The organism is Microbacterium pseudoresistens (genome assembly GCF_013409745.1).
In the GTDB taxonomy this organism is placed as follows: Bacteria; Actinomycetota; Actinomycetes; order Actinomycetales; family Microbacteriaceae; genus Microbacterium; species Microbacterium pseudoresistens.
Genome location: NZ_JACCBH010000001.1, coordinates 1282045 through 1307971, shown reverse-complemented (window position 1 = coordinate 1307971; position 25927 = coordinate 1282045). Strand labels below are relative to the sequence as shown.

Annotated in this window: 21 protein-coding genes; 7 read left to right on the top strand and 14 right to left on the bottom strand. The window is 66.7% G+C overall.

What is annotated here, in order from left to right; translation table 11 throughout:
• Window positions 1–22: 22 nt before the first annotated feature.
• From BKA02_RS06440 to BKA02_RS06430, 3 genes are all read right to left on the bottom strand, one after another.
• Window positions 23–1654, bottom strand: a complete 1632-nt coding sequence (locus tag BKA02_RS06440; RefSeq protein ID WP_218844476.1) for a fucose isomerase — start codon at window positions 1652–1654, stop codon at window positions 23–25.
• 218 nt (window positions 1655–1872) lie between these two features.
• Complete coding sequence (locus BKA02_RS14550) at window positions 1873–3384, bottom strand: FGGY family carbohydrate kinase (protein WP_179432361.1); 1512 nt, start codon at window positions 3382–3384, stop codon at window positions 1873–1875.
• 198 nt (window positions 3385–3582) lie between these two features.
• The gene (locus BKA02_RS06430) at window positions 3583–4581 is read right to left on the bottom strand and encodes a LacI family DNA-binding transcriptional regulator (protein WP_246285986.1); all 999 of its coding nucleotides are present in this window, start codon (window positions 4579–4581) and stop codon (window positions 3583–3585) included.
• A 75-nt stretch (window positions 4582–4656) separates the two neighbouring features.
• Here BKA02_RS06430 and BKA02_RS06425 point away from each other — a divergent pair, with 75 nt between their 5' ends.
• From BKA02_RS06425 to BKA02_RS06400, 6 genes are all read left to right on the top strand, one after another.
• Entirely contained in the window at window positions 4657–5790 is a 1134-nt protein-coding gene (locus BKA02_RS06425) for a glycoside hydrolase family 172 protein (protein WP_179432359.1), read from the top strand.
• Window positions 5791–5795: 5 nt separating this feature from the next.
• A complete protein-coding gene (locus BKA02_RS06420; RefSeq protein WP_179432357.1) occupies window positions 5796–7058 on the top strand; it encodes a DUF4185 domain-containing protein in 1263 nt (420 codons plus the stop codon).
• Window positions 6997–7341 carry a hypothetical protein gene (locus tag BKA02_RS06415; RefSeq protein ID WP_179432355.1) on the top strand — a complete coding sequence of 115 codons (345 nt, stop codon included), beginning with the start codon at window positions 6997–6999 and terminating at the stop codon, window positions 7339–7341. The genes BKA02_RS06420 and BKA02_RS06415 overlap by 62 nt, the downstream gene beginning before the upstream one ends.
• 89 nt (window positions 7342–7430) lie before the next feature.
• Window positions 7431–8456 (top strand): LacI family DNA-binding transcriptional regulator, encoded by a 1026-nt coding sequence (locus BKA02_RS06410; RefSeq protein ID WP_179432353.1) that lies wholly within the window; start codon window positions 7431–7433, stop codon window positions 8454–8456.
• A gap of 84 nt (window positions 8457–8540) precedes the next feature.
• Entirely contained in the window at window positions 8541–9419 is an 879-nt protein-coding gene (locus BKA02_RS06405; RefSeq protein ID WP_179432351.1) for an ROK family protein, read from the top strand.
• Window positions 9416–11221: a class I mannose-6-phosphate isomerase gene (locus tag BKA02_RS06400; protein WP_179432349.1), complete on the top strand. Its 1806-nt coding sequence runs from the start codon at window positions 9416–9418 to the stop codon at window positions 11219–11221. The genes BKA02_RS06405 and BKA02_RS06400 overlap by 4 nt, the downstream gene beginning before the upstream one ends.
• A gap of 55 nt (window positions 11222–11276) precedes the next feature.
• Here BKA02_RS06400 and BKA02_RS06395 read toward each other — a convergent pair whose 3' ends face one another.
• The 10 genes from BKA02_RS06395 to BKA02_RS06350 all read right to left on the bottom strand — a co-directional run bounded on the left by BKA02_RS06395 (window position 11277) and on the right by BKA02_RS06350 (window position 23470).
• Window positions 11277–12326 (bottom strand): alcohol dehydrogenase catalytic domain-containing protein, encoded by a 1050-nt coding sequence (locus BKA02_RS06395; RefSeq protein WP_179432347.1) that lies wholly within the window; start codon window positions 12324–12326, stop codon window positions 11277–11279.
• A 25-nt stretch (window positions 12327–12351) separates the two neighbouring features.
• On the bottom strand, window positions 12352–13176 hold the full coding sequence (locus BKA02_RS14340) for an ABC transporter permease subunit (RefSeq protein WP_179432345.1): 825 nt from the start codon (window positions 13174–13176) through the stop codon (window positions 12352–12354).
• Window positions 13173–14099, bottom strand: coding sequence for an ABC transporter permease subunit (locus tag BKA02_RS14335; RefSeq protein WP_179432343.1), 927 nt, complete (start codon window positions 14097–14099; stop codon window positions 13173–13175). Before BKA02_RS14335 ends, BKA02_RS14340 begins: the two co-directional genes overlap by 4 nt.
• Window positions 14100–14128: 29 nt before the next feature.
• A complete protein-coding gene (locus BKA02_RS06380) occupies window positions 14129–15463 on the bottom strand; it encodes an extracellular solute-binding protein (protein ID WP_179432341.1) in 1335 nt (444 codons plus the stop codon).
• 342 nt (window positions 15464–15805) lie between these two features.
• Window positions 15806–18361: a GH116 family glycosyl-hydrolase gene (locus BKA02_RS06375; RefSeq protein WP_179432339.1), complete on the bottom strand. Its 2556-nt coding sequence runs from the start codon at window positions 18359–18361 to the stop codon at window positions 15806–15808.
• Window positions 18358–19074, bottom strand: a complete 717-nt coding sequence (locus BKA02_RS06370) for a hypothetical protein (protein ID WP_179432337.1) — start codon at window positions 19072–19074, stop codon at window positions 18358–18360. Before BKA02_RS06370 ends, BKA02_RS06375 begins: the two co-directional genes overlap by 4 nt.
• A 2-nt stretch (window positions 19075–19076) precedes the next feature.
• Window positions 19077–19967, bottom strand: a complete 891-nt coding sequence (locus tag BKA02_RS06365; RefSeq protein ID WP_218844474.1) for an ABC transporter permease subunit — start codon at window positions 19965–19967, stop codon at window positions 19077–19079.
• Entirely contained in the window at window positions 19964–20890 is a 927-nt protein-coding gene (locus BKA02_RS06360) for a carbohydrate ABC transporter permease (protein WP_218844472.1), read from the bottom strand. The genes BKA02_RS06365 and BKA02_RS06360 overlap by 4 nt, the downstream gene beginning before the upstream one ends.
• Window positions 20874–22190, bottom strand: coding sequence for an ABC transporter substrate-binding protein (locus BKA02_RS06355; protein ID WP_218844470.1), 1317 nt, complete (start codon window positions 22188–22190; stop codon window positions 20874–20876). Before BKA02_RS06355 ends, BKA02_RS06360 begins: the two co-directional genes overlap by 17 nt.
• Before the next feature lie 149 nt (window positions 22191–22339).
• Window positions 22340–23470 (bottom strand): glycoside hydrolase family 183 protein, encoded by a 1131-nt coding sequence (locus BKA02_RS06350; protein WP_179432335.1) that lies wholly within the window; start codon window positions 23468–23470, stop codon window positions 22340–22342.
• 169 nt (window positions 23471–23639) lie between these two features.
• Between BKA02_RS06350 and BKA02_RS06345 the strand changes: the two genes are divergently transcribed.
• On the top strand, window positions 23640–24326 hold the full coding sequence (locus tag BKA02_RS06345) for a Pr6Pr family membrane protein (protein ID WP_343045362.1): 687 nt from the start codon (window positions 23640–23642) through the stop codon (window positions 24324–24326).
• 26 nt (window positions 24327–24352) lie between these two features.
• Here the strand turns inward: BKA02_RS06345 and BKA02_RS06340 are convergent, their stop codons facing one another.
• On the bottom strand, window positions 24353–25807 hold the full coding sequence (locus tag BKA02_RS06340; protein WP_246285985.1) for a flavin monoamine oxidase family protein: 1455 nt from the start codon (window positions 25805–25807) through the stop codon (window positions 24353–24355).
• Between the last annotated feature and the right edge of the window lie 120 nt (window positions 25808–25927).

The following is a 25927-nucleotide window of genomic DNA, read 5'->3' as shown; positions in this document are numbered from 1 at the left end:
TGTTTCTCAACCGACGCCCGTGTCAGAGGTTCACGTCGCCGACCAGATTGACCCGGATGCCCATGCCCGCCAGCATCGCGGCCTTGGCGACGAGGGCCTTGTCGGCGGTCTCAGCGTCCGGCGCATAGACGAGCTGGGCGTGGTTGGCCTTGTGCCGCGCCATGAACTGATCGCGTGTCTGGCCGTGCAGCACGACGTGCGCGATCGGCCACTCGGGGTTCGTGGCGTCCTTGCGGCGCTGTGTCTCCTCCTCCGGCAGTTCGACGACGGATCCGCGGAACACGTCGGCCTGCAGCACGCCGTCGGCGATGAAGATGCGCGAGAGCACCACTTCGCCGGGCTTGGAGACGCCGTTGATCGTGGCGCCGCCGGCGGGGAAGAACACATGCCCCTGCCGCCAGCCCTCGGCCTTGTCCCATCCGCCCAGGTGCGAGGCGGGGACGGATCCGGAGATCTCGTAGACCCACACGAACCGGCCGTCATAATCCTCGCCCCAGCGCACGTCGTGCAGCGTGTTGTCGGGCACGAGGCCCATCGCGCGCCACACCCGGTCGGTGACCAGCGCATCCACCGCGACGCCCTCGTCGGCCTCGTTGAAGTGGGGGAAGGCGAGTCCCTCGTGCAGGATGCGCGAGCCGTCGCGCGAGGTGACCGGAGGACGCTCGGTGGAGTTGAGGATGCCCTCGGCGAGGTCGGATGCGGGCACGAGGTCCTTCAGCCCCTGCTGGTACTGGATGCCCACGGCGTCCAGTCCGAAGTCGTCGGCGATGCGCAGGGCGGCGATGTACATCTTCATCTGCCACTGCACCTGGTCGCGGGTGAGCTCGGTGGCCCCATCCTCGCCGTACTTGAACGTCATGCCGCGGTCGACGAGCCAGTCGTGGGCGGCATCCGCCTCCTCTTCGGAGACCTCGAGCATCTCGGCGTACAGCGCGGACTGCGACAGCCGCTCCTTGTAGATGCCGGTGCCGTTGAGCAGCTCGTCGTCGAAGATCGCGTTGTACATGCCCATGCAGCCCTCGTCGAAGACGCCGATGATGGCCTTGTCCGCGAGCAGCTGGGCGGCCAGCGCCTCACCCAGCTCCTTCTCGGGGCTGTCCGGAAGGGCGGGAAGGGCGCGCACGTGCGACTGGTCGTGCGTGATGCGGCCGGTGTCGATCCACTCCTTCAGTCCCTTGCGGAACCAGTCGTCGGTGAAGTCGACCGACCAGATCGTCGAGTAGTCCTTGCCCATCTTGGTCAGGCCGGCGTTGAGGCCGAGCAGGCCCACCAGACCGGGCCAGTCAGGCGCGAAGTTGGCCGTGGTGAGGATCGGGCCCTGGTGCGTGCGCAGGCCCGCGAGCACGTGGTGCGAATACTGCCAGTTCGCCGTGGCGACGATGAGCGGCGCGTCCACCGGGATGTTCTTGAACACCTCCATGCCCATCCGCTGGCTGCGGATGTAACCGTGCCCGCGCTCCGGGTCGACGTCGAACGGCCGCACGACCGACCAGCCGAGCCCCTCCATCGCGGCGGTCACGGCCGCCTCGGTGGCCTCCTGCACCGGCCAGCCGGCGACGTTCGCCGACTCCCGGAGGTCGCCGGAGGTGATCAGGTACGCCGTCTTCGGCGCGGATGCGGGACGCACCGACGGTGCGGGAAGGGTGTAGCTCATGATTCCTCCGGTGGTGGGTGACCTCGATACCCGTGTGTCACGCTAAACGAAATCGATTTCATGCGCAAGAGCCGTGCATTGTCGCGCGGTGGGTCGCGCATCCGTGGTACGCGGATGCAATCGATTCCCGTCGGTTGTGTGAGGCGGCGGTCAGGCGAAGCGGCGGCTGGTGACCCGCTGCGAATCGACGGCGGTGGACTCGTCCGGCGCGGTGAGACTCATCGCGGTGAGACTGATCGCACCGTAGCTCTTTGCTCGACGGCGAGCTCGTGCACGACCTCGCGCGTGCCCTCGTACAGGCGCACGTAGCGGTCGAAGAGCTCGTCGGACATCGCGCGGTGCTCCGGGGTCGGCTCGATCGTCTCGACCACGGGATTCCAGTCCTCGATGTCGGGCGCGGCATCCCCGGCCACCGCGCCGGCGGCGAGGAACGCGGCGCCGTAGCTCGCGCCGATCGTCGTCTGCGGCACCTCCTGCACGAGCCCCGTGATGTCCGAGACGATCTGCAGCCACAGCCGCCCCTGCGTGCCGCCGCCCACGGCGACGATCCGGCGGATGTCGGCGCCGGCCGCCCGCATCGTCTCGACGTTGTGCCGCACCCCGAGCGCGGTCGCCTCCAGCGCCGCGCGGTACAGGTCGCCGCGCCCGTGCTCCAGGGTGAGCCCCGCGATCACGCCGCGCGCATCCGGATCCTGGATGGGCGTGCGCTCGCCCGCGAAGTACGGCAGCATCAGCAGCCCGCGCGCACCGGGACCCGACTCTTCGGCCTCGGCGAGCAGCTGCGGGTAGTCGGCGCCGGTGAGGTCTTTGAGCCATGCGGTGAGCGCGCCGGAGGTGGACAGCCCACCGGCAAGGTTGCGGGTGCCCGCGAAGGCACCCGCAGTGGTCCACATCGAGGGAGTGCGCAACGTCTGCTCGCCGGTCGCGATGAGGAACATCGTCGTGCCGTACATGAGCATGAGATCGCCCGGACCGTGCGCGCCGACGCTGACCGCCTCGGTCCAGGCGTCGATCGTGCCGGTGATGACGGGGGTACCGGCCGGGATGCCGGTGGCCACGGCCGCCTCTTGAGTGACCTCGCCGGCGATCTCGCCGGCCCAGGTCAGCCGCGGCTGCTCCAACCCGCCCGCGTACTGCTGCCACCACGGCTCGTACCAGGTCTCGTTCTCGATGTCGTAGAGCGGCGAGGTCTGGCTCGCGGATTGGTGGTCGAGCACGTAGGCGCCGGTGAGATGACGGGCGAGCCAGGATGCCGGCATGAAGAGGCGCTGGGCCTTGGCGTACGCATCCGGCTCCTCGTCGGCGATCCAGGCGATCTTCGCCCCACCGGCCTGCGAGGTGAGGGTGGATCCGCCCACGCGGGTGATCTCGTCGACACCGAGCTCGTCGGTCATCCGCGCGATCTGCGCCGTCGAGCGCGTGTCGACGCCGTAGAGGATGGCCGGGCGCACCGGCACGTCGTCGTCATCGGCGAGCAGCACGCACGGGCCCATGCCGCTCACGCCGACGGCCGCGACCTCGGCGCCGGAGGCATCCGGTGCGGCGAGCAGATCACGCACGATCGCGACGAACTCATCCCACCAGATCGTGCCGTCCATCTCGACCCATCCCGTGTGCGGGCGCTGCACCTCGTGCTCGCGCACCGACTGGGCGATGATCTCGCCGTGCTCGGAGACAAGCACGCCCTTGCTGCTGGACGTGCCGATGTCGACACCGATCGTGCACCGCACCGGTCCTCCTCGAGCCTGGGTTCCGCGTGCGATCCACGCTAGGCGAAATCGATTTCACTCGCAATGGCCGCGAGGCGACGACTCCGTCCCGAAACAGCGATATCCACACACGGTCTCGGAACGCAGTTGTCGTCTCGCGGGTGTGCGGTGGGCCGAAGCGCCGCGCCGGAGGCGCGAGGCGGGACGCCGCGCGGAGGCTCAGCGCGCGACGCTGGCCGCCTGCATCTCGCCGCGCAGCACGACCGTGCGCGCCGGCTGATCGTCGCCGCCGATGCGCTCCAGCAGCATCCGCGCCGCCGTGACACCCATGTGCCGCGCGGGCAGCCGTACGACGGTGACGACGCTGGGCGAGAGGGTCGTGAACGGCAGCGAGCCGATGACCGCGACGCCCACGGAGGGCGGGGTGAGCCCATGCTCGGTGAGCACCTGGATCGCACCGACGCCGATGAGGTTGTTTCCGGCGACCACCGCATCCGGCGGTTCGGGCAGCGCGAGCAGCTCTTCCATCACGGCTCGCCCGCCGTCGACCCGGAAGGTCGAGAATCGCAACAATGACGAATCGTACGCGAGACCGTGATCGGCGAGCGCGCGACGCCAGCCGTCGGCGCGGTCGGCAGCCGTCTCGATGTGCTCGGGGCCTGCGATGTGAGCGATGCGCCGGTACCCGGCCTCGATGAGGTTCACGGTCGCCGCCCGGCCCGCATCGCGGTTGGCCATGACCACCCCGTCGACGTCGTCGCCGATGCTGCGGTCGACGGCGACCACGGGGCGCCCCGCCGCCGTCAGCTCGGCGATCTCGGAGTGATCGGATGCCGCAGCGAGGATGACGCCCGACATGTGCTCGGCGACCGCGATCCGCAGATAGGTGGCCTCCTTCTCGAGCTGCGCATCCGAATTGCACAGCACGACCGAATAGCCGGCCTCGGACGCGACATCTTCGACGCCGCGCGCCATCTCGGTGAAATACGGGTTCTCGATATCGGGGATCACGAGGGCGATCACCTCGGAGCTCTGCCGCCGCAGGGTGCGGGCCGTGCGGTTGGGCGTGAACTTCAATTGCCCGGCCGCGTGGCGCACCGCCGCGACCTTCTCATCCGAGACGCTGGCGCCGTTGAACACGCGAGAGACCGTGGCCGGTGAGACGCCGGCCGCTCGCGCCACGTCATAGATCGTCGCCATGGTTCCCTTCGGCGGCATCGGATGACGCCTGGTGCAAGGTTATCCTGTTGAAATCGATTGCAACAGATTTCGCGACTGAGTACGGTGTGACCCATGAGCCTTCCCTCTTCCGACCTCGCCTCGCTGTCTGCCCTGCGCACCGTGCAGACCCGATCCATCTCTCCGGAGAACTTCGACGGCTCCGTCGGAGGCGGCGGGCGCGCCACCGAGGGCACGGGCGCCGACTGCGCGCGTGATCTGGGCCCGGGGTGGAAGATCTCGCCCAGCGTCGACATCAAGGCGGGCGAGACGTTCGAGCTGGCGTCCATCGAGGGCGCCGGCAAGATCACGCACATCTGGATCACGACGCACACCGACAACTGGCGCACGCTGCTGCTGCGCGCGTACTGGGACGGCTCCGAGGAGCCCGCCGTCGAGGTGCCCTACGGCGACTTCTTCTGCAACGGCTGGGGCGTGTTCGCGCAGGTGAACTCGCAGGCCATCGCCGCCAACCCGCACGGCGGTTTCAACTCATACTGGCCCATGCCGTTCCGCGAGGGCGCGCGCCTGACGATCGAGAACACCTCCGTCGTCGACGTGCGGGTGTACTACCAGGTCACGTACGAGATCGGCGGGGACTACTCGAACGACGGGTACTTCCACGCGCAGTGGCGTCGCTCCAATCCCCTCGAGGACAAGACTCCGCACGTGATCCTGGAGGGCATCGAGGGGCAGGGACAGTACGTCGGCACCTACATCGCCTGGGGTGTGAACTCCAACGGGTGGTGGGGCGAAGGCGAGATCAAGTTCTACCTCGACGGCGACACCGACTACCCGACCATCGCGGGCACCGGCACCGAGGACTACTTCGGCGGTGCGTGGAACTTCGATATTCCCGGCGAGGGATATACGGCTTTCTCGACGCCGTATCTCGGGATGCCGCAGGTGATCCGCCCCGACGGGCTGTACGTGAGCCAGCAGCGCTTCGGCATGTACCGCTGGCACCTGCTCGACCCGATCCACTTCGCCACCGGCATCCCCAAGGTCGACATCCAGGCGCTCGGGTGGCGCAGCGGATGGCGCTACCTGCCCCTGCGCGACGACATCGCCTCGACCGCCATGTTCTACCTCGATCGTCCCACCGCCCGGCGCCCCAAGACACCGACGCCGGACGAACTGGAGGTGCACCTAGGAACCGCTCCGGTTCCTGACATCGGCGCCACGCCGCCGCGCGAACCGCGGAGCTGATCGCCGTGCGGGGTGCGCGACGCGGGTCGGCCGCCGCCGGGCTCGCCGTCATGCTGATCGCGACGGGATGCGCAGCGGGCGAGAGTGCTGATCAGCTCGCTCCGCCCTCACCTCTTCCCGGTGCTGCCTTCACAGCGGCAGTGGCCGATGCGCCGACCGTGGCCAGTTTCTCCGACGGCGATCTGTGGCCCAACTGCTGGTCCGATGACGACGCGCTCTACACGGCGAACGGCGACGGCGCGGGTTTCGGCGGCGAATTCAGCGACATCGTCATGAACCGCGTCACAGGGAGTCCGTATGAGGACGACCTCGAGGGCGAGGTGCTCGCCCTCGGCGATGATCTCGGCCAGGTCTGGTCCGGCGACGGGTTCACTCGAAAGCCGACCGGGATGCTGTGCATCGACGGGGCGATCTATCTCGCGGTGCAGGACCTCGCCGCCGACTTCAACCAGGCGCCGGCGGCCACCATCGCCCGCAGCGATGACCACGGAAAGTCCTGGTCCTGGGATGAGGCGGCGCCGATGTTCGATGGCGGCGTGTTCACCACCGTCTGGTTCGCGGACTACGGGCAGGATGCAGCGACGGCGCCCGATCCGGCGTACGCCTACGCCTACGGACTGGATGGCAACTGGCGCGACTCCTTCTCCGACGTCGTCCCCGATCCCACCGAGCTCTTCCTTGCCCGCGTCCCGGTGAAGTCCGTGCAGGATGCGTCGACGTGGCAGTTCTACGCCGGCGAGCCCGGCGACGACGAGGCCACCTGGACCGACGACATCGGCGCGAAACGCCCCGTCCTCGTCGATGAGCGTCGCCGGCATCCCCGTGATTCGACCGCCCAGAAGGGCACGTACGACCTGAGCGTCCTCTCCCAGGGCGGCGTCACGTATCTGCCGAAGCGGGATCGCTACCTCTACACCTCGTGGACGGAGTTCACCTTCGAGTTCTACGAGTCGCCTGAGCCCTGGGGTCCGTGGACGCTGTTCCTCTCCGAGGACTTCGGCGAGTATCCGTGGGATGCCGAACGCATCGGCGGCTACGGCACGACGATCCCGTCGAAATACGTCTCCGATGATGAGCGCACGCTGTGGGTGTGCAGTCCAATGTCTGCCCCTGTGCTCCCGCAGGCGTCACCTCGTACTGGTTCGGGCTGCGCGAGCTGTCGCTCGACGGTGCTCCGGGGTGACGTCGAGCACCGGCCCCCGCGGCGTGCGGAACGGAGAGGTCGAAGCTGCCCTGGGCAAGGTCGATGCGGCACTCGCCGCCGATGAGGACGCCACCCACTGGCAGGGCGTCGACTTCCCCTGGAGCAGCATCTCGGGGGTCGGCGACGGTTCACGGTCGTTTGTCCTGCATCTGAGAGACGCCGCGGCCTCCCGCGCATCCCTCGGACGCGCCGACTACCTCGTCAAGGACGGATCGACGCCCGGCACCGGATCGGCGACGCTCCTGCTGGACGGCGTCACGGATGCCGAGACCTTCAAGGATGCCGCGACCCGGCTGATCCAGGAGGCCGAACGACGTGGGCTCCCCACACAGGCTCGCGTCGGCTGAACAGCGGCCTCCCGCCAGTGGCCGACACGGTGTTGTTCACCGGAATCGGCGTGAATGGTAACGTTCCCTGCATCGGGCTGGAGGCAGGAATGAGCGCACGGGCACACCGCCCGACCATCAAGGAGGTCGCGCAGCACGCCGGCGTGAGCCCGATGACCGTCTCGCGCACGCTCTCGGGCGGTCTCAACGTCAAGCCCGATGTGCAGGAGCGCGTCCTCGCCGCCGTCGCCGACCTCGGCTATCACCGCAATGAGAACGCGCGCAGCATCCGACCGGGGCACTCCAGCGGGCTCATCGGCGTCGCCATCACAAACATCGCCAACCCGTACTACAGCACCTTCGCGCTCGGCGTCGAAGAGGAGGCGGCGCTGACCGGCCGGCGCATCCTGCTCGGAAACACCTCGGAGGACGCCGACCGCGAGAACGCCCTCGTGAGCGACTTCCTCGGGAGACGGGTCGAGGGGCTCATCGTCGTCCCGGCAAGCACGGACGCCGACCACCTCGCCGCCTCGCAGCAGCAGGGCGTCCCTGTCGTGCAGGCGTCGCGGCGCATCGACGGGCTGGATGCCGACACTGTCGTCCTCGCCGACGACGACGGCGCGCATCGCGGAGCTAGTGCACTCATCGACGCCGGCCACACGCGCATCGGATACCTCGGCAACACGCTCTCGATCTTCACCGGACGCCGTCGGCACGCCGGATTCGTCCGCGCTCTCGAGGAACGCGGCATCCCGCTCGATCCGGCGCTCATCGCCGCCGGACAGCAGACCGTCGATCAGGCCCGCGAAGCCACCAGGGCGATGCTGCGTATGAAGAACCCGCCGACTGCGCTGTTCTGCGCCAACAACCGCAACGCCATCGGCGCACTCAAGGAGATCAACAGGCAGCTCGGCTCGGGGATCAAGCCGGTGTCGGAGTATCCCGAGATCATGAGCTTCGACGACTTCGAGCTCGCCGAGCTCTCGCCCGTGCCGATCAGCGTCATCGATCACGACCCGCGGGAACTGGGGCGGACGGCTGCACGACTGCTGCTGGACAGGCTGGATGCCTCAGGAGACGGCGGCGAAGCCCGCGAAGTCGAGCTCCCCGTGCAGCTGCGGATGCATCTGCGGTAGGGCGCACTTCGCCCCTCACGAGAGGTGTTGACACCCCCGGGCAAAATTGGTAACGTTACCAATCGTTGAGATAGGAGTGCGGTTATGGAGCTGTGCGTCGACTTCGGTGGCACCGAGATCAAGCTCGCCGTCATCGAGGGCGCCGGCATCATGGCATCAGGCACCATCCCCGTCACCGGCAGCACCGCCGACCTCGATGCGGCCGCCACGGCATCGCTCGCGCTGATCGACGGCGCCGACGTCACGCCGACCGCGGTCGGCATCGCCGTTCCCGGCGTCGTCGACCCGGCGACGGGGCTCATGCTGCACGCCAACGACAAGTACGACTTCCTCGAGGGCTTCGACCTGCATTCGTGGGCACAGGACGAACTCGGCCTCCCGGCAGTCGTCGAGAACGACGCACGAGCGGCGCTCATCGGCGAGACATCCACGGGGTCGGCCTCCGGCGAGCGCGACGCCGTGCTGGTCACCCTCGGAACCGGCATCGGCACCGCCGCGATAATCGACGGCGTCCCGCTGCGCGGCGTCACCGGTCATGCCGGCATCCTCGGCGGACACGTCACGACCGACATCCACGGGCCGACCTGCCCGTGCGGGAACGTCGGGTGCGGAGAGGCGCTGGCATCGAGCTGGGCGCTCCAGCAGGGAACGGTCAAGGACCTGTTCGAGTCCGACGAGCGTGCCGAGATCCGCGACGAGTTCCTACGGGTCTGGGGCACGACAGTCGTCACGCTCTGCCACATGTACGACCCGACCGTCGTCATCCTCTCCGGCGGCATCCTGCGCGCCGGCGACGCGGTCCGCTACCCGATCGAGGACCACGTGCGCGAGCACCTCTGGCCGTCGATGACCGCGCCGCGCTTCATCGTCCCGCCCGAACCCGAGTACTCCGTCGCCCGGGGGCTGAGCACCCTCGCCCGCCAGGCGCATCCGACGACCGCCATAGACCAGGAGACGCATTGACCACCCCGATCAGCGACATGCACGACGGACGCACCGAACGCGGTCGCTACGACACCCAGCCCACCGTGCCGCTCCCCGGCGGTGAGCGCATCCTCCGCGGACCCGCTGCGTGGCGGGCCGCCGCCGAGACCGCGACCGTTCTGCTCGTCGACACCTATCCCGGCGTCGACATCCCGGCGCTCACGGCACAGCTCCAGGAGTCCTTGCCCGACTGGACGGTGGTGAACGTCGAGGATGCCGCGCACCCGGTCGCCGAGGTAGAGCAGCTGATCGCCTCGAATCTCACGGACGACCGCGTCTTCGGCGTCATGAGCCACTTCACCCTCACCGACTTCTACGACGACGCGAAACTCGACGAGCTGGCATCCACCATCGCCGACAGGACGCTCGTGATCGGGTGGGGCGCCGCTCTGCTCGCCGATCGCGTCGAGGAGAAGACCTCGACCGTCCTGGTCGACATGGCCCGCTGGGAGATCCAGTTGCGTCTGCGCGCCGGGGCGACGAACTGGCGAGCCGACAACTCGGGCGAAGACATCCTCCGCAAGTACAAGCGCGGGTTCTTCGTCGAGTGGCGCGTCGCCGACCGGCACAAGCGCTCCCTCTTCGACACCGTCGACTTCGTCGTCGACGGCAACGCGATCGCTCCAGCAGAGCCCCACCCCGATTCCCCCGACGCCGGCATGATCACCGGTGAGGCGTTCCGCACCGCGCTTCGGGATGCCGCCACTCGCCCCTTCCGCGTCGTGCCGTTCTTCGACCCTGGAGTGTGGGGCGGCCAGTGGATGAAGTCGCTCATCGGCCTCGACCCGTCCAAGGACAACTACGCCTGGTGCTTCGACTGCGTGCCCGAGGAGAACTCGCTGCTCCTGGCGGGCGACGGCGGGGTCATCGAGATCCCGTCGCTCGACCTCGTGTCCGCCAGGCCCGTCGAGTTGCTCGGCGCCAAGACCTTCGCGCGATTCGGCGCCGAGTTCCCGATCCGCTTCGACTTCCTGGACACCATGGACGGCGGCAACCTCAGCCTGCAGGTGCATCCGCTCACCGACTACATCCAGAACACGTTCGGCATGCCGTACACGCAGGACGAGAGCTACTATCTGCTGGATGCCGCTGACGATGCGGTGGTCTACCTCGGCACGAAGAACGGCATCGATCAAGACGCGATGCTCGCCGACCTCGCCACCGCACAACAGGGTGAGACGCCCTTCCCCGCCGAGAAGTACATCAACTCCTTCCCGGCTCGCAAGCACGACCACTTCGCCATCCCGGCCGGCACGATCCACTGCTCGGGCGCGAACTCGATGGTACTCGAGATCTCGGCGACGCCGTTCATCTTCACGTTCAAGCTGTGGGACTGGGGTCGGGTCGGACTCGACGGCATCCCGCGCCCGGTGCATCTCGATCACGGTTCTCGCAACATCCAGTGGGATCGCGACACCGACTGGGTGAACGAGAACCTTATCGGCCAGGTCGAGACGATCAGCAACGACGGCGGCACGATCGAGGAGCGCACCGGCCTGCACGCGCTCGAGTTCATCGAGACGCGCCGCCACTGGTTCGCCCAGAGCGCCGATCACGACACCGACGGCACCGTCAACGTCATCAACCTCGTGGAGGGTGACGAGGCTCGGGTGGTGAGCCCGACAGGGGCGTTCGAACCCTACGTCGTCCACTACGCCGAGACGTTCATCGTTCCGGCATCCGTCGGCCGCTACCGGATCGAACGGACCGAGCGGACCCGCAGCGAGCGCCTCGCCACCATCAAGGCCTATGTACGAGGGTCGCGCACGAGCGACGACTGACGGACCGAAATGATAGACCGCGCGGGATCTTCTCCGCGCGGTCTACATTTTCGTCTCACCAGGCGATGACGGTCTTTCCCAGCGCGCCCTTGTCGAAAGCGTTCCACGCTTCTTGACCTTGATCGAGCGAGTACGTCGACGCGATCAGAGGCTCGATCGATGTACCTTGCAGCGCCATCGAATTCATCATTCGCTCGAGTTCATGGATGGGGAACATCCACGAACCGCGGACGTCGACCTGCTTCTGCAGTACCCCGCGCTGCAGGTGCACAGAACTGATCTCATCGGTGAACCCGACACAGACGACACGACCGAACAGGGCCGCCGCATCAAGCGCGGTCTCGCGTCCGGCCGTCTTGCCTGTAGCCTCGACGACAACGTCTGCGCCACGACCACGAGTCACCTCCTGGAGTACTCCATCATCGTCGTGCAGAGGGTTGATCGCAGCGCTGAATCCCAGCGACATCGCAAACTCGTTGCGCGCGTTCTGCGTGTCATATCCCACGACGACGGCACCGGAACGTGCGGCGAAGTAGCCGGCGGCAAGGCCGACCGGACCGAGCCCGACAACCGCCACGGTGTCGCCGAGACCGAAGTCTCCGCGTCGCAGTGCAAGAAATCCCGTGCCGGCACCGCACGAGTAGTAGCAGGCCTCCGATAGCGAGATCTCGTCCGGCACGATCACACAATCGCGTGCCCGCACGACCATGTAGTCCTGCATCGCACCAGGCACATTCAGCCCGTATATTCCCCATTTGTTCGGGCAGTTGATATCCCACCCGCGTCGGCACTGCTCGCAGTGGCCACAGCCGCCCATGTGATGCACAGCAACACGGTCGCCGACTTTCAGCCCGATGACACCCGGGCCGACTTCCACCACGACTCCGGCGGCCTCGTGCCCCGGGACGATATCCGGGTCCGTCTTCAGTCCGTAAAAACTTCCGTAACGCTGCTCGTGCGGGGGCTGAAACTGCATGTGCAAGTCGCTCCCGCACAGTCCCGCAGCCTTCATCTCGAGGAGAACTTCGCCGGTTCCGACATCAGGAGTCTGCCGTTCCACAATGTCGATGCGGCGATCGCCCGGCATCAGAATCGCTTTCATCATGCAGCCCTTCTTTGGAGTTCCTTCATCATCCCTTGACAGCTCCCATCGTCAGGCCCGAGACCAGCTGGCGCTGGAACAAACCGATCACCAGCACCGTCGGAATCAGAACGATGGTTGATGTCGCCGCCAGCTGACCCAGATCGATGTTGTTGTAGCCGATGGCCCGATAGATCGCGAGCGGCGCCGTCGCCGAGTTGTTTCCTGAAAGCACAAGCGCGAAGAAGAAGTCATTCCAAGAAAGCAGGAATGAGATCGACGCGGCAGCGACGATGCCCGGCAAAGCCAACGGAAGCAGAACAGAGCGGAACGCCCTGCCGTAACCACAACCGTCCACGAGAGAGGCTTCCAGCAGTTCGGGCGACAATCCGCGGAAACTCTCGATAAGGATCCAGCAGACGATTCCGACAACGAGCACGATGTGCGCCAAGATCAATCCGATGAGGGTGTCGTTCAGGTGCATCCCGTTGAACATGAGGAAGAACGGGATCGCCACGGCCACCGGCGGCGCCATTCGTGAGGACAGCACCCAGAACTCGAAGTTTCGCATCCGCCGCATGGCCAGATGAGTGACACCGTATGCTGCAAGCGCCCCGAACAAGACGCTGACGGCGGTTGCTCCAACAGCCACTACTGCGCTGTTGAACAGCCCCCGCACCAGCTGCGGCTCGGCAAGCGCCGTGGTGTACGCACTGATGTCGAGTGAGGGAATCCAAACGGGGGGATTCCGAGTCGTCTCCAAGGGGGCCTTGAGCGATGTCGCCACGAGCCAATAAACGGGAACGAGCGTCCACAGAAGGAACACCGCGATGCCTATCACTCGTGTGATGCGTGAACGCGACCGGGAGTTCACACGCTCTCCTTCCGTGTCAGCGCTTTCAACAGAAGATTTGTCAACAGGATGCACAGGAGCAGAAAGATGACAGCCGAGGCCGTAGCCTTTCCAAAGTCGAGGAAGCTGATTCCTTGTTGAAAAATTGAGTAGTTCAGCATGGTTGTCGCCGACCCGGGTCCTCCAGAGGTCAGGACCTGCACGCTGTCGAATGTCTTGAGAGCATCGATCGTGCGGAACAAGACCGCCACGAGTACATATGGCATCAGCATCGGCAGCGTGATCTGCGAGAATCGCTGCCACGCACTCGCTCCATCGACCGACGCGGCCTCGTGCACGTCATGGGGTATCGTGGCGAGGCCTCCTGCGAGGATGATGAAGACGAAGGGCGTCCACTGCCAGGTGTCTACGGCGATGAGCGTCGGCAGCGCGAGTGCCGGATCCCCCAGCCAATCCGGACCCGGCAGCCCCAGAGACGTGAGCACGTAGTTCACAGGCCCGTATGCGGCGTTGAGTATCTGACGCCAGTTGAAGAGCATCGCGATCGGTGCCGCCGCCATAGGCAGAAGTATCAGCGCGCGCAGGAACGCGCCACCGCGCTTGATCTCGGCCATCGCGAGCGCCAGCGCGAGCGCGACGGCCACCTGGATCGATACCGCAGCCACCACGAACAGCAGCGTGCGCAACATCGTGACCCAATATGCAGAGTCAGCAAACAGAGAAATGTAGTTGTCGAATGCTACGAACGTCGTGTCCGGATTGGTCGCGGCCGCGTTCGTGAAGCTCACAACCAGGATGTAGACGGTCGGAATGATCGTGAGCACAGCCAGCAACGTCGCCAACGGCGTGATCGCCAGCCCCTGCGCGATCCGTCTCGACCCCCGCACCGTCTTCGACCAACGAAGCGGTTCTGGGGCGGTGGGACTCGAGACCTCTGTGTCCACCAGGACTGCGCTGTCGCCGGGGGGCATCGTCAGGGTGCCACCTTCTCAGCGGAGGCTTGAGCAGAACGCAACTCCGACTCCGGGTCCCCTCCGGTGACAGCTGCGTTGATGGCACGGGCAAGAGGATCGGACATCTGGCTCCACGCATCGCGCTTCCACGCGTTGGCCAACGGCGTCGAATCGACAGAGTCCAGCGCTTCCTTTGTGCGCTGCGCGTTGTCTTCTCCGATCATCGCGCTGACGCCGTCGCTGTCCCACGCCGCGCGGCGCGCCGGCGATGCGCCGTTCTCTGCGCCGGCTTCGCTCACCGGGGCGCTCGTGGCCCACTGCATGAAGAGCCATGAGGCGTCCTTGTGCTCACTCTTCGAGTTCATCCCGATCGTCCAGAACCAGGCATTGGGTGAACTCACTCCAGACGGACCCGCCGGGAAGGGGTAGGCGTTGATCTCTTCCGCATACTGCGACGCTTCAGGATCCTTCAGGCTTCCGAGGAAGGTGGAGGAGTCGGTCCAGATCGCGAGAGTGCCCTGCTGCATCGCCTGCTGGTTCTCCTGGAAGCCCCATCCCGACACGCCTGCGGGACCGTACTGCGTGAGAAGTTCGGAGTACAGCGTCAGCGCTTGGACGTTCGCCTCAGAGGCGAACTGCGGCGTGCCGGCGGCGTCCAAGTACTCCCCTCCTGAGGAAAATGCGAACCCGCCGAAGGGCCACGGCGTCTGGTTTGCCGCTGCAACAGCTCGGGATCCGAATCCCGCCACACCATCCTTGTTGGCCGCCTCGGCAGCAGCCACCAGTTCGTCGAAGGTCGTCGGAGCATCCGGAACCAGATCATCACGGATGAACAGCATCTGGGCTTCCGCCGTGATGGGTAGCGCGAGCTGCTTGTCATCTTCGCGACCGTAGTCCGACGCCCCTTCGAAGAAGTCCTCGAAGTCATACCAGTCCGCGTCTGTGACGGCGCCGTCATCGAGGTACTCGTTCAACGGCTCGAGCCAGCCGGAACCGGCAGCTTGACCGAACTGGTTGACCATGAATACGTCCGGGGTCGAGGAACCGGACGAGAGCTCGACAGCAATCTTGGAAACGTACTGGTCCTCGCCCAAGACCGAAGCATCGACGGTGATCCCCGTGAGTTCTTCAAAGCACGGAATCAGAGGCTCGACTGTATTCCACCATGGGTGCTCCTGCGCAGACAACGTGATCGTCTCACCAGAGTATTGTTGCCAATCTATGCCCGCCTGAGCGTAGACGTCGTTGTCACACCCGTCAGCGGCAACGTCGCTCTGATCGTTCGAACGTGAACTCGAGCAACCTGCAAGCATGACCGAAAACAGTGCTGTGCTCGCCAAGGCAACGACAGCCACGCGGCGGCTCCGATGTACTGACTTCCATGTTTTCATCTTCATGACCTCCCTTGGTCATTGTTCGGTCACGATGTACTCACGACCTCGATCGCGATTCATCGTGCACTGCCTTGATAACGACATCAAGAATTAGATTGGTAACGATATCAGACCGTGACCGTTGCCGCACGCGGTCTTCGTCACAGTGGCAGGCGACGCGCAGCCCTATACGAAACCCGCAGGCTGCTCAGGGGCAACCGGCTCCTCGTCACGTACACGGGTGATGATCAGCGACTCGATCACGCATAGGCGGCGTCCGCATGGCGCCGATGAGGATATCGACACTGTCGGCCGGGGTCGACGTCAGGCTTCGGCCCGCGCGGCACGCTGAACGGAGAGGTCGACGCTACCCGCGCGGACGTCGATGTCGACGCAGTCTTCGGTGACCTGCACCAGGCCGTATCCCGTCGACGAGATCCACGGCCAGCGGCCGTCCCGAGACACGACCATCGTTCCGGCCAGCTCATCGATGTGCACACCGGTCATTGCTTGAAGCACGGTCCACCCCGCCATGCCGCGGACGTAATGGTCGCCGCACTCGATCTCGTTGTACGGATTGCGCCGACGCCCGTCGGACCGGGTCCACATGGCATCGAGGATGCTCTGCGCCTCTTCGTCGAGCCCCTCGTACAGACAGTGCGCGGCGACCTGATACTCCACGCCGCTCCACACCTCGTCGGCGTACCGCGTGGGCACCTCCGGTCGCCCGCCCGCCGGCCACGAGCACATGAGCAGACCCGAGTCGTCCGCAGCATCGGCATAGACGCGATAGATGTGCGCGAAGTCGTCGAACCCGTGGCGGAGGTTCGTCTTCACGATGTGACGCAGCGCGCTACGGATGTGCTCCTCCGGCAGGATGTACCCGAGACCGAGCTGGTGCGCCCACCACTGGCCGATGACCTGGTCGCTGAGCGTTCCGGTCAGCCACTGGAACTCGTCGGGGTCGCCGTCCTCCAGCACCTGGATGTAGTGCCCGTCCCGGAACAGGCGTTCGTCGTACGCTGCGGACCCGGAGAGGAAGCGCCGCCGGGCGTCTTCACCGGTCTCATCGTCTCCCACGATCGAGGCCAGCTCCTCGAGCGCTCGGAGCGCCGTGAGCCACAGCGTGCCCATGAACGGGTTGATCCCGGCGAGATCGATGTCGTGCGTGCTCGGCTGGATCCCGTGGAGCACGCCGTCGTCGTGGAGATCCCATTTCTCCACGACGTGGCGGTAGAGCCGGATGATCGCGTCCCAACGCCCCTCCAGCCAGTCCTTGCCCGCCCCGTGCTGCACATCGCGCAGAGTCTTCAGGATGGTGGCGAGCATGCCGTCGAGGGCGGGCTCTTCGGGCCCCCCGATGATCTCGTCGTGCATCTGCGGAAGATACGTCGGCACGCGCAGTCGATGCGGGATCGCCCCCGAGGGGGCCTGCAGCACATCGAACTCCGTATCGCGCATGTTCCGCTCGAGCTCCGGCCACAGGCCGGCCAGAGCGGCCTCGTACTGCCAGACGTGCGTGCAGTTGAGGGGACAGGATCCGCCGAAGCTCGCCGCCCACATGACCGTGGACGCACCGAGCGAGCCCTCGTATCCGTAGAAGCGCCCGTCGGCGCCGATGAAGCACGTCGGGCTGCGCACGAGTGCGGCCTGGGCCGCCATCCGATCGACCATGCGCTCGTCGAGATCGGAATCCATGAGCGTCTGCGTCCACGCCGACGTGCGCCGCACCAGCTCGTCCCACTGCGTGGCGAACGTCTCCTGCACGGCCACGGCATCCGGATGACGCAGCGCGTAGGCGTTGCCGAGATAGAAGCGCGTCGATCCCCACTCCGCGGAGTTCTGGCCGAACTGCTCGATGTCGACCATGCGATTGGGGAAGTACCAGGTGAGCGCGAAGCGGATCGTGCGGGATTCTCCGGGCGCCAGCCGGAACGGCACGCCGACCACCCCGAGCCACGACGTCCCGGCGGGGCTCGGACCGACGCCGCTCGCCGGCGCGTTCAGCTGGGGGTCGGCGATCATCGGCGCCTGACGGAGCCGCGACACACCGGTGTTGAGGGCGCGCGATTCGAGGAAGGTCACGAGGTGGTCCACACCGGTGCATCGCGGCAGCACCGCGGCATCGGCGTCATCGGTCGCGATGACCATCTGCCCGGCGAACGGATCCGTCTCGGTCAGGGCGGGGTTGTCCATCACCACGGATGTCCATCCGCCGGCGCGACGCAACCGGTTGACGTTGCCGCCGAGGCCCGGGGCCGTCGCCCCGATGGGGGTGACGCCGTCCCACCCGACCGCGTTCAGCATCGAGCCTGCGAGGGTACCGTGCACATCGACATCGCTCGTGTTCTCGATGCGGATCTGCACACCGGCACCCGGGAGGCTGCTGAACTCGACGTCGCCCGGCTCCATCGGATTGAAGTACCGCAGCGTCACCGCCACCGGGCTGCGCTCGTCGGACAGCGCCACCTCTGCGAACGGGTACGTTCCCGAGAATGCCGCGTTCCGGAACGTGCCGACGCGCTCGGCCGCGTCGCGCATCCATTCGGGTACCTCGCCGTCTGTCACGAGCGGTGCGGCCGGATCGTCTTGCGGAGTCCCCTGGAGCATCGCGGTGAAATCCACCGGCGGCTCGATCTGCGTCGCGCGGATCCAGAATGCGGTCCCGGGGAGCGCGCCCCGATGATTCGGCTTTCCCGTCAGCTGCCACTGGCGCATGGAACCGTCCGCCGCGACGGCGAATCCACCGGTGCCGATGCCTCCGACCGGCATGGCCAACGCCGGCGCTTCGGTGTGGGCGAGGCCCTGATGCAGCAGAGAATCCTGATGCAGCAGAGAGTCCTCGTGCGGCAGCGAAGGGGTCTCGTCGGGATCGGTCATCGTAATCCTCGTGTGGTGTGCGTAATGGTCGGCAGGGCGCGTGATGTGACGGGGGCGAGTTCGGGAAGACGCACGCCCACCGCGGGCAGAACCGTCCAGGCGGCGGCGAAGGAGAGCACGACCGCGACGGCGGGGATCAGGACGAGGGCGCTGGGCGCCCAGGTCGTCGACGCCCAGGTCGCGGCGCCGAGTGCGACGAGCACGGCGACCGGGGGGATCGGTCGGCGAGCAACCGCGTAGAAGGCGGCGACGAGGATCGAGGACAGCGCTTCGGATCTCACCGTCGACAGGGGAAGAGCGACGGACACGACCAGCACGGCCACCCCGGTGAGGACGACGCCGACGATGCTCACGAACGAGAAGGCCGGCATCGTCGGCGTGATCATCGCCGCGCATGCCGTCAGGCTCACCGTCGCTCCCGGCCCACCGATCAGAAGGAGCGCACGGCCGTATCGAACCGCCGGCGAGGCCACCTGCGCGTCGAAGACGTCGGTGCTGATGCGTGCCATCGCCCACCCCGTGGGCACGGCGGTGAGAACCGCGGCGATGAGCGGCGCGAGCACCGCGAACCCGCCGGGCAGGCCGCTCGATGCGACGAGAGCGAGCATGAAGAGCGCCCCCGCGACGACCAACCGCGGCAATGCCGACCACAGCGCCGCCGGAAGACGCAGCAGAATCGGATCGATCCTGCGCGGCGCTGCCTCATACGACACGGTCACCCCTTCAGCCCCGTCGCGGCGACGCTCTCGACGAACTGACGCTGGAATGCGAGGAAGAGGATCAGCAGCGGCAGCACGACCATGGTGATCGCGGCGAACACCACGACGGCGGGTGCGGCCCCGAACCCGTTCTGGAGCACGACCAGACCCAGCGGGAGGGTCATGTTCTCCGGACTGGCGAGGAAGATCAGCGGTGCGAAGTAGGCGTTCCATGACGCCTCGAAGCCGAGGATCGCGAGCGCGGCGATCGCCGGGCCGGACAACGGCAGCAGCATCCGGAACAGGATCCATCCGTGTCCGGCGCCGTCGATCGTCGCCGCCTCGTCCAGCTCTCGCGGAATGGTCTTGAAGTACTGCGTGAGGAAGAAGATCTGGAAGACGTTGACGAGTGCGGGCAGCCACAGCGCCGCCAGCGTGTCGACCAGGCTCAGCTCCCGCATCATGATGAAGATCGGGATGATCAGCAGCTGGGCCGGCACCATGAGCGCGGAGAGCATGATGACCAGGAGCGTCCCGCTCCCGCGGAATCGGATGCGCGCGAAGCCGTACGCCGCGAGCAGCGAGAAGAACAGCGACCCCGCGGTGCTGATGACGGCGACGATCAGCGAGTTGAGGAACTGCTGCCCGATCGGCATCAGTTCGAAGACCTTGCCGAAGTTCTCCATCGTGAACGGTATCGGCAGCCACTTGGGCGGTGACGCGAATGCCGCGGCGCGGTCGGTCAGGCTGGTCATGACCAGCCAGATCAGCGGCGACAGCATGAGCACGCCGAAGATGAACAGGATGACGGCGACGATGCGGTCCGCCGCGTGCCTGCGCGTGCGCCGCGACCGGTCGACGCGGGTCAGCAGGTCCGGTGCGCCGACGATCTCGTTGGTGACAGTCACGATTCGAACACCCACTTCCTGCGGCCGAGGAACTGCAGCAGCGTGACGGCCATCACGATCACGAAGACGAGGAGGGCCACGGCCGCCGCATACCCCATGTCGAAGGCCTGGAAGCCCTTCTCGTACAGGTACATGACGATGGTCTTCGTGGAGTTCTGCGGCCCGCCCCGGGTGATGATCTGGATCGGGTCGAAGATCTGGAAGGCACCGATGAACGTGATGATCGTGGCGAAGAACAGCGTGGGCGACATCAGCGGCAGCGTCACGTTCCAGAACGTCTGCCAGGCCGTCGCGCCATCCGTCTTCGCGGCCTCGATCAACTCGCGCGGAACGGTCTGCAGGCCGGCCAGCATGATGATGAAGGTGAATCCGAGCGTGTGCCAGAGATCGATGAAGATGATCGCCGGAAGCGCCCAGGCCGGGTCTGCGAAGAAGTTCGGAAGGTCGATCCCGATCATCGCCGCGTACTGCGCGACGTAACCGAAGGTCGGATCGAGCACGTACTTCCACAGCAACGACACCGCCGCCCACGAGATGAGGAACGGGAAGAAGATCGCCACCCGGAGGAAGTAGCCGAAGGCGCGGCTGATGATGCGGTTCACCGCGATGGCCAGCAGCAGGCCGAACAGGAGGTGCGTCACCACGGATGCGGCCGCAAAGACGAACGTGTTCATCAGCACCGTGGGCAGCACTGGATCCGAGAACAGGTCGACGAAGTTCTTCGCGCCGACGAAGCTCGGCTCGGTCAGCAGATCCCACTTGAACAGCGCCAGGGCGATGGCGAAGACGAACGGTCCCGCAATGAAGACGAGGAACAGCAGCAGCGCCGGGCTGACGAAGAACCATCCTGCGATGGTGGTGCGGCGGCGCCGGAGCGATGCCCCGGGCCGCCGCACCATCATGGCGTCACTTGCTGCCGACAAGGCCTTCGAGCTCCTTCTGCGCCTTGGACAGCGTCTCCTGGGCATCGCCCTGACCGGAGATGATCGTCGTCCAGGTCTCTTCGATCAGCTTCTGCGCCTCAGCGCCGCGATCGATCGACGGGATCGGAGTGGCGAAGTCCATCGCCTCACTCAGTCGCACGCTGTGCTCGGGAGCGTCGTCGGTGAAGAAGCTCGACACGGCGACGGAGTCGCGCGCCGGAACGATCGTTCCGCCGACGCTCGCGAAGTACTGGCTGGCCTCTTCCGACATGAGGAACTTGATGAACGTCCAGGCCGCTTCCTTGTTCTGGCTGTTCTTGGTGATGTTCCACGCGTCCCATCCGACGGGCGATCCGTTGCCGACCTTCGTCGGCCAGTTCACGAACACGGTGTTCTCCACCATGTCGAGGTCGCGGATCGCGATCGTGGGCCAACGGCCTCCGTTGATGATCGCGAGCTTGTCCTGGGCGAACGCGGCGTTCGTGTCGAACTGGCCGCCGGGCTCGGGAGCGAGCCCTTCTTCGACGAGGCTGCGGGCGAACTCGGCGGCTTCGACGGCCTCAGGGCTGTCGTAGGTCGGGGTCTCCCAGTCATCGGTGAAGGTGCTCCCGCCGTTCGTGGTCAGCCACGGCATCACGGTATCGAAGTATCCGGAGCCGGCGGGGAGCATGTACGCACCCGTCTTCTCCTTGATCTGCTGGGCGGCGGTGTGGAACTCATCCCAGGTCCAGTTGCCGTCCTCGGGGATGGCGACTCCCGCCGCCTCGAACACCCGCTTGTTCAGGTACATCCCCATCGTGTTGTAACCCCCGGGGATGAAAACGGTTTCACCATCGGGGTCCGATGCGTAGGTCTCGTTGAACTCCTTCAGCCGCGGGTTGATGTCGTTCCAGTAGTCGTCGACATACTTCTGGTCCTCCTTGATGAAGGGCGCCAGCGGCTCGAGGACGCCCTTGGAGGCGAACATCCGCTGACCCTCGGTCGCGACCTGGATGATGTCGATCTTCTGACCGCCCGCGAGCCGGGTGGCCACCGTGTTCGAGAAGGTCGCCCAGTCGCCGCTCGGGATGCCCTGTGCCTTGAGCTTGATGTCGGGGTATTGCTTGTTGAACTCCGCGAACAGGGAGTTGAAGGCCTTCTGCTGGTCAGTGTCGCCCATGTAGACGAAGGTCAGGTCGCCGCTCTCCGGATCGCCCGCGGCGCCACCGCCGCCGCCCCCGCCGGAACAGCCCGCCATCAAGATCACGGATGCAGCGGCGGCCGTGATCGCAAGTCCAAGCCTCTTGGTGTTCTTGTGCATCTGTCCCTCCTCAGGAACGCGACTCCTCGGTGAGTCGTTGCTGTGGCAGGCCCCGTCGACCTTGACGTGATCGAAGACCCGTGGTGGTCTCCGACGACCTGCACGTCAGATTAGACGAAATCGATTTCAAGCACAACACCGACCTGAAGTCATTCGATCCTGTCCAGTTCCGCGGAGAACCAGAAGACGTTGTACGGCCCCCACAACGAGAGGGTGAAGTAGATCCGGCGGCCGTCGTCGTCGACATAGCGCGGATTCATGTACGGCGAGTAGAGCCCGTCGTACTGATCCCCCGGGACGAGCACGAGCGGATCACCCCACGGCCCCCACGGGGTCACGCCTTCGCGGATGATCGCGTCACCGCCGTCGGAGTATGTCATCAGCCACCGCTCGAGATACGACGACCACACGACCGAGAGCTCGCCGATCGTCCCCTCGACCACCGGTGCTGCCTCGCTGAGCTCCGTGCTCCACATCGGATCCCCGTCATCCGTGCCCGCGAAGTACTCGTACGCCGCTTGCGATTCGACCGACTCCGGAGTCGCGGGTACGCGCATCAGATGAACGTTGCCGAATCGCCCGGCCGGGATCGTCCACAGATACACCCAGTCCCGCGCCCCGTCAGAGACCTGAGCCGCCGCGAACTGGACGAAATCCGAGTCGCCCGGCCACTGAACCCCTTCCACCTGCTCCCAGGTCTCGCCGTCATCGTGCGACACGATCAGTGCGGCGTAGTTCGCATCCCAGTCGCCGGCCGCGCCCCAGTGCTTCACCGACATGTACGAGACGTAGATGTTCGACCCGACGGTGAAGCCGTAGGTCGGGATCTTCGTCACCTCGCCGCCCGCATCGTTGCCCTGGTGATCGCCCTCGATCAAGGGCGCGGCGATTCCGAGGGCATCGTCGACCCAGCCGTCGAACTCGATGCCGTCGGCCGGGTCGTCATCCGTCGTCCACGCCCCTGTGTTGGAACGCCACATGTCTCCCTGCCCGCCGGTCGAGTCGGGATCGCGCTCGCCGAACGTGTCGCCGAACAGGAACAGCGTCCGGTCGCCGACGTTGACCATGGAGCCGAGATCCGTACCGGCCACCATGACCGACTCGGTGTCGTTGATCGCACCGGGCCCCGTGAGCTGCGCGATCTCGGTGAGCTCGGACACGCCGCCCAGGACGAACGGTTTGTCGGGGTTCGGATCAAGCGTCACCTGATCGGTGGAGCATCCGGACAGTGCCATCAGGGCGACGGCCGCAAGCACCGCCGTGCAACAAGACCTGCGCATCGGATCACACTCCCTGGGATCGGATCAGAAATCGATTTCAACAGATCCGGAGGGCAACTTCAACCATCTAGCCGCCACTCTCACCCCTGCGGATCGGCACCCGACGCGGACTACGTAGACTCTCTCCAGGGGCGGGAGGCGTGCTCCCGCAGTGGGAGGCGACTGGACGGTGAGGGCTCGGACCGTCGTCGCCCTGGCACGCCTGCTCACCGCCGCCGTCTGCCTCATCGCTCTGACGCATCGACTTCTGTGGGGTCTGGGCTCGCAGACAATCGCGGGCGAGAACTTCTTCGCCTATCTCACCGTGCAGTCCAACATCGCGCTGATGCTGCTGCTGATCGCCGCCGGCATCGTCGCCTTCCGGCGCGCCACCGATCCGCGGTGGGTCACGGTGGGCCTCGCACTCGTGCTCACCTGGACCATCACCGCCGGGATCGCCTTCGCGCTGATCGTGTGGCAGGCCGAGCTGCACGGCATCCGCATGTACGTGCCGTGGTCCGATCTGCTCATCCACTACTGGCTGCCGGCCTGCACGGCGCTGGGATGGATCGTGAGCCCTGGGCACCGGCGCGTGCCGTGGGTCGTCGTGCCGATCTCGCTCGTGTTCCCCCTCGTCTGGGGCGGATTCACGATGTGGCGGGGCACGCTCATCGGCTGGTATCCGTACTACTTCCTCGACCTGCGTCAGGTGAGCGGATTCGGGGAATTCGCCGCCACCTCGGCGATCGCGCTGGCGATCTTCGCCCTCATCGCGTCGATCCTCGTGTTGATCAGCCGCATCCGGCCGCTGCACTGGCAGGGGGTGCCCCGGCGCGCCCTGCGCCGGGCGCGGGCACTGCGCGCACGCGGGCGCTAGCCCCGCTCGATCTCGCTCGCCTCGATCTAGCTCTCGTCGGGCTCGGCGGTGAAGCGCGCGAGCGATTCGGCGGCCGCGGCGAGCACGGCGGCGTCGTCGAGCTCGGCGAAAGCCCCGGCGGCATCGCCGCCGACGATCCCGACGAGCACGGGATCGCCGGTGACCGCGCTCAGGTTGATCCAGGTGCGCACGACAACGGGCGCGGGTTCGTCGTCTGCGGCGTGGCCTGCGCTCTCCTCGGCCGCCTCGCCGCCGGATGCGTCCGCCGCGCTCTCGCCGGTGTCGACGAGGTGCCACACGGCGGCCTCGGTCTGCCAGAACGGCTCGTCGAACCGCATCCACACGGTCTCGATGCGTCCCATCCCCAGGGCGGAGATGGCACCGCGGTAGGCGAACGGCAGCGGCGGGTCGAACTCGATCCCCTGCTGCTGCAGCACGCCGAGCGGCGCGGTGACGATCGCCCGATCGAACGACAGCGACTCCCCCGTGCCCAAGCGCAGGCTCAGCCCCGAATCGTCGTAGGCGATGCGCGTGACCGGCGACGACAGCGTCAGCTGCACGCCGTCGAGCGACTCGGCGATCACCGAGGTCGGATCGCCCAGCGGTGCCGCCAGCTCCAGGGTCGGAAGCACGGGCGGGAACCACGCCGACGCTTCGTCGGCCTCGGCGCCGGAGAACGCGCTGCAGTAAGCGAGCGTCGCCTGCAGGATCGGGTCGTCGAGGTCGGCGCCGGTCTCGGCGAGCGCATCGGCGAGCGAGACGTCGGCGGGGAGGTTCTTCGCCGCCTCGACCGCGCCGGCCAGCGGATCCTGGCCCGACGGCTCGACGGCGATCTCTGCGCCGTCGTCGCCGAACCAGCCCTCGCCCTGCAGGTCGGCCACGCGGATGCCGATGTCCTCCAGTCCCGCGCGCAGCTCGTCGTCACCGCGGCTCAGCAGCCAGCCGCCCAGCTGCACGGTCACGGGCCAGGCGTCGTCGGTGATCGCGTGGGTGCGACCGCCCGTGCGATCACGCGCCTCGAAGACGGTGACGTTCACGTCGGCGGCTGCCACACGCGCCGCGGCCGCAGCCCCGGCGAGACCCGCGCCGATCACGGCGATCCGCTCGTCGCCACCGGCCACGGCCAGCAGATGGTCGGCCGCGCGCTTGCCCGAGCTCACGGCGCCGCGCATGGTTCCCGGGGCGTCCTCGTCGGTGGCTTCGCCGGCGAGGAAGATGCGCTCGGACACCGGCTCGGCGAGCACACCGCGGAGCCCCGCCTGGGCGCCGACCGGCGTGATGCTCGCCGCGCCGCGAGAGAACGGATCGGCCGACCACGCGCTGCGCTGAAACGCCGCCGGGGTCGGGATCGGACTCGGCGGCGGCGTCGGGGTGGGCTTGGGCGTGGAGGTCTTCGTGGGTGTCGGCTCGGGCACGCACGACGCGAGCAGCACGGAGACGGCGCCCATTCCGGCGCCGACCAGCAGCGTACGGCGCGTCATCCTCATCGTCAGCCAGCCTATGCCCTCGGGCCGGATCCTGACCGCGAGACGGCATCTGCGTCCCGAGACCATGCGCGGATCACGCGGTCTCGGGCGGGAGGCGTCGTCTCGCGGGTTCGG

Excerpts from the sequence above, each read along its gene's own strand:
- BKA02_RS06440 (WP_218844476.1), bottom strand. The coding sequence starts at position 1,654 with ATGAGCTACACCCTTCCCGCACCGTCGGTGCGTCCCGCATCCGCGCCG.
- BKA02_RS06430 (WP_246285986.1), bottom strand. The coding sequence starts at position 4,581 with ATGCCGCCGAAGGGAACCATGGCGACGATCTATGACGTGGCGCGAGCG.
- BKA02_RS06425 (WP_179432359.1), top strand. The coding sequence starts at position 4,657 with ATGAGCCTTCCCTCTTCCGACCTCGCCTCGCTGTCTGCCCTGCGCACC.
- BKA02_RS06410 (WP_179432353.1), top strand. The coding sequence starts at position 7,431 with ATGAGCGCACGGGCACACCGCCCGACCATCAAGGAGGTCGCGCAGCAC.
- BKA02_RS06405 (WP_179432351.1), top strand. The coding sequence starts at position 8,541 with ATGGAGCTGTGCGTCGACTTCGGTGGCACCGAGATCAAGCTCGCCGTC.
- BKA02_RS06395 (WP_179432347.1), bottom strand. The coding sequence starts at position 12,326 with ATGATGAAAGCGATTCTGATGCCGGGCGATCGCCGCATCGACATTGTG.
- BKA02_RS06375 (WP_179432339.1), bottom strand. The coding sequence starts at position 18,361 with ATGACCGATCCCGACGAGACCCCTTCGCTGCCGCACGAGGACTCTCTG.
- BKA02_RS06355 (WP_218844470.1), bottom strand. The coding sequence starts at position 22,190 with ATGCACAAGAACACCAAGAGGCTTGGACTTGCGATCACGGCCGCCGCT.
- BKA02_RS06350 (WP_179432335.1), bottom strand. The coding sequence starts at position 23,470 with ATGCGCAGGTCTTGTTGCACGGCGGTGCTTGCGGCCGTCGCCCTGATG.
- BKA02_RS06340 (WP_246285985.1), bottom strand. The coding sequence starts at position 25,807 with ATGACGCGCCGTACGCTGCTGGTCGGCGCCGGAATGGGCGCCGTCTCC.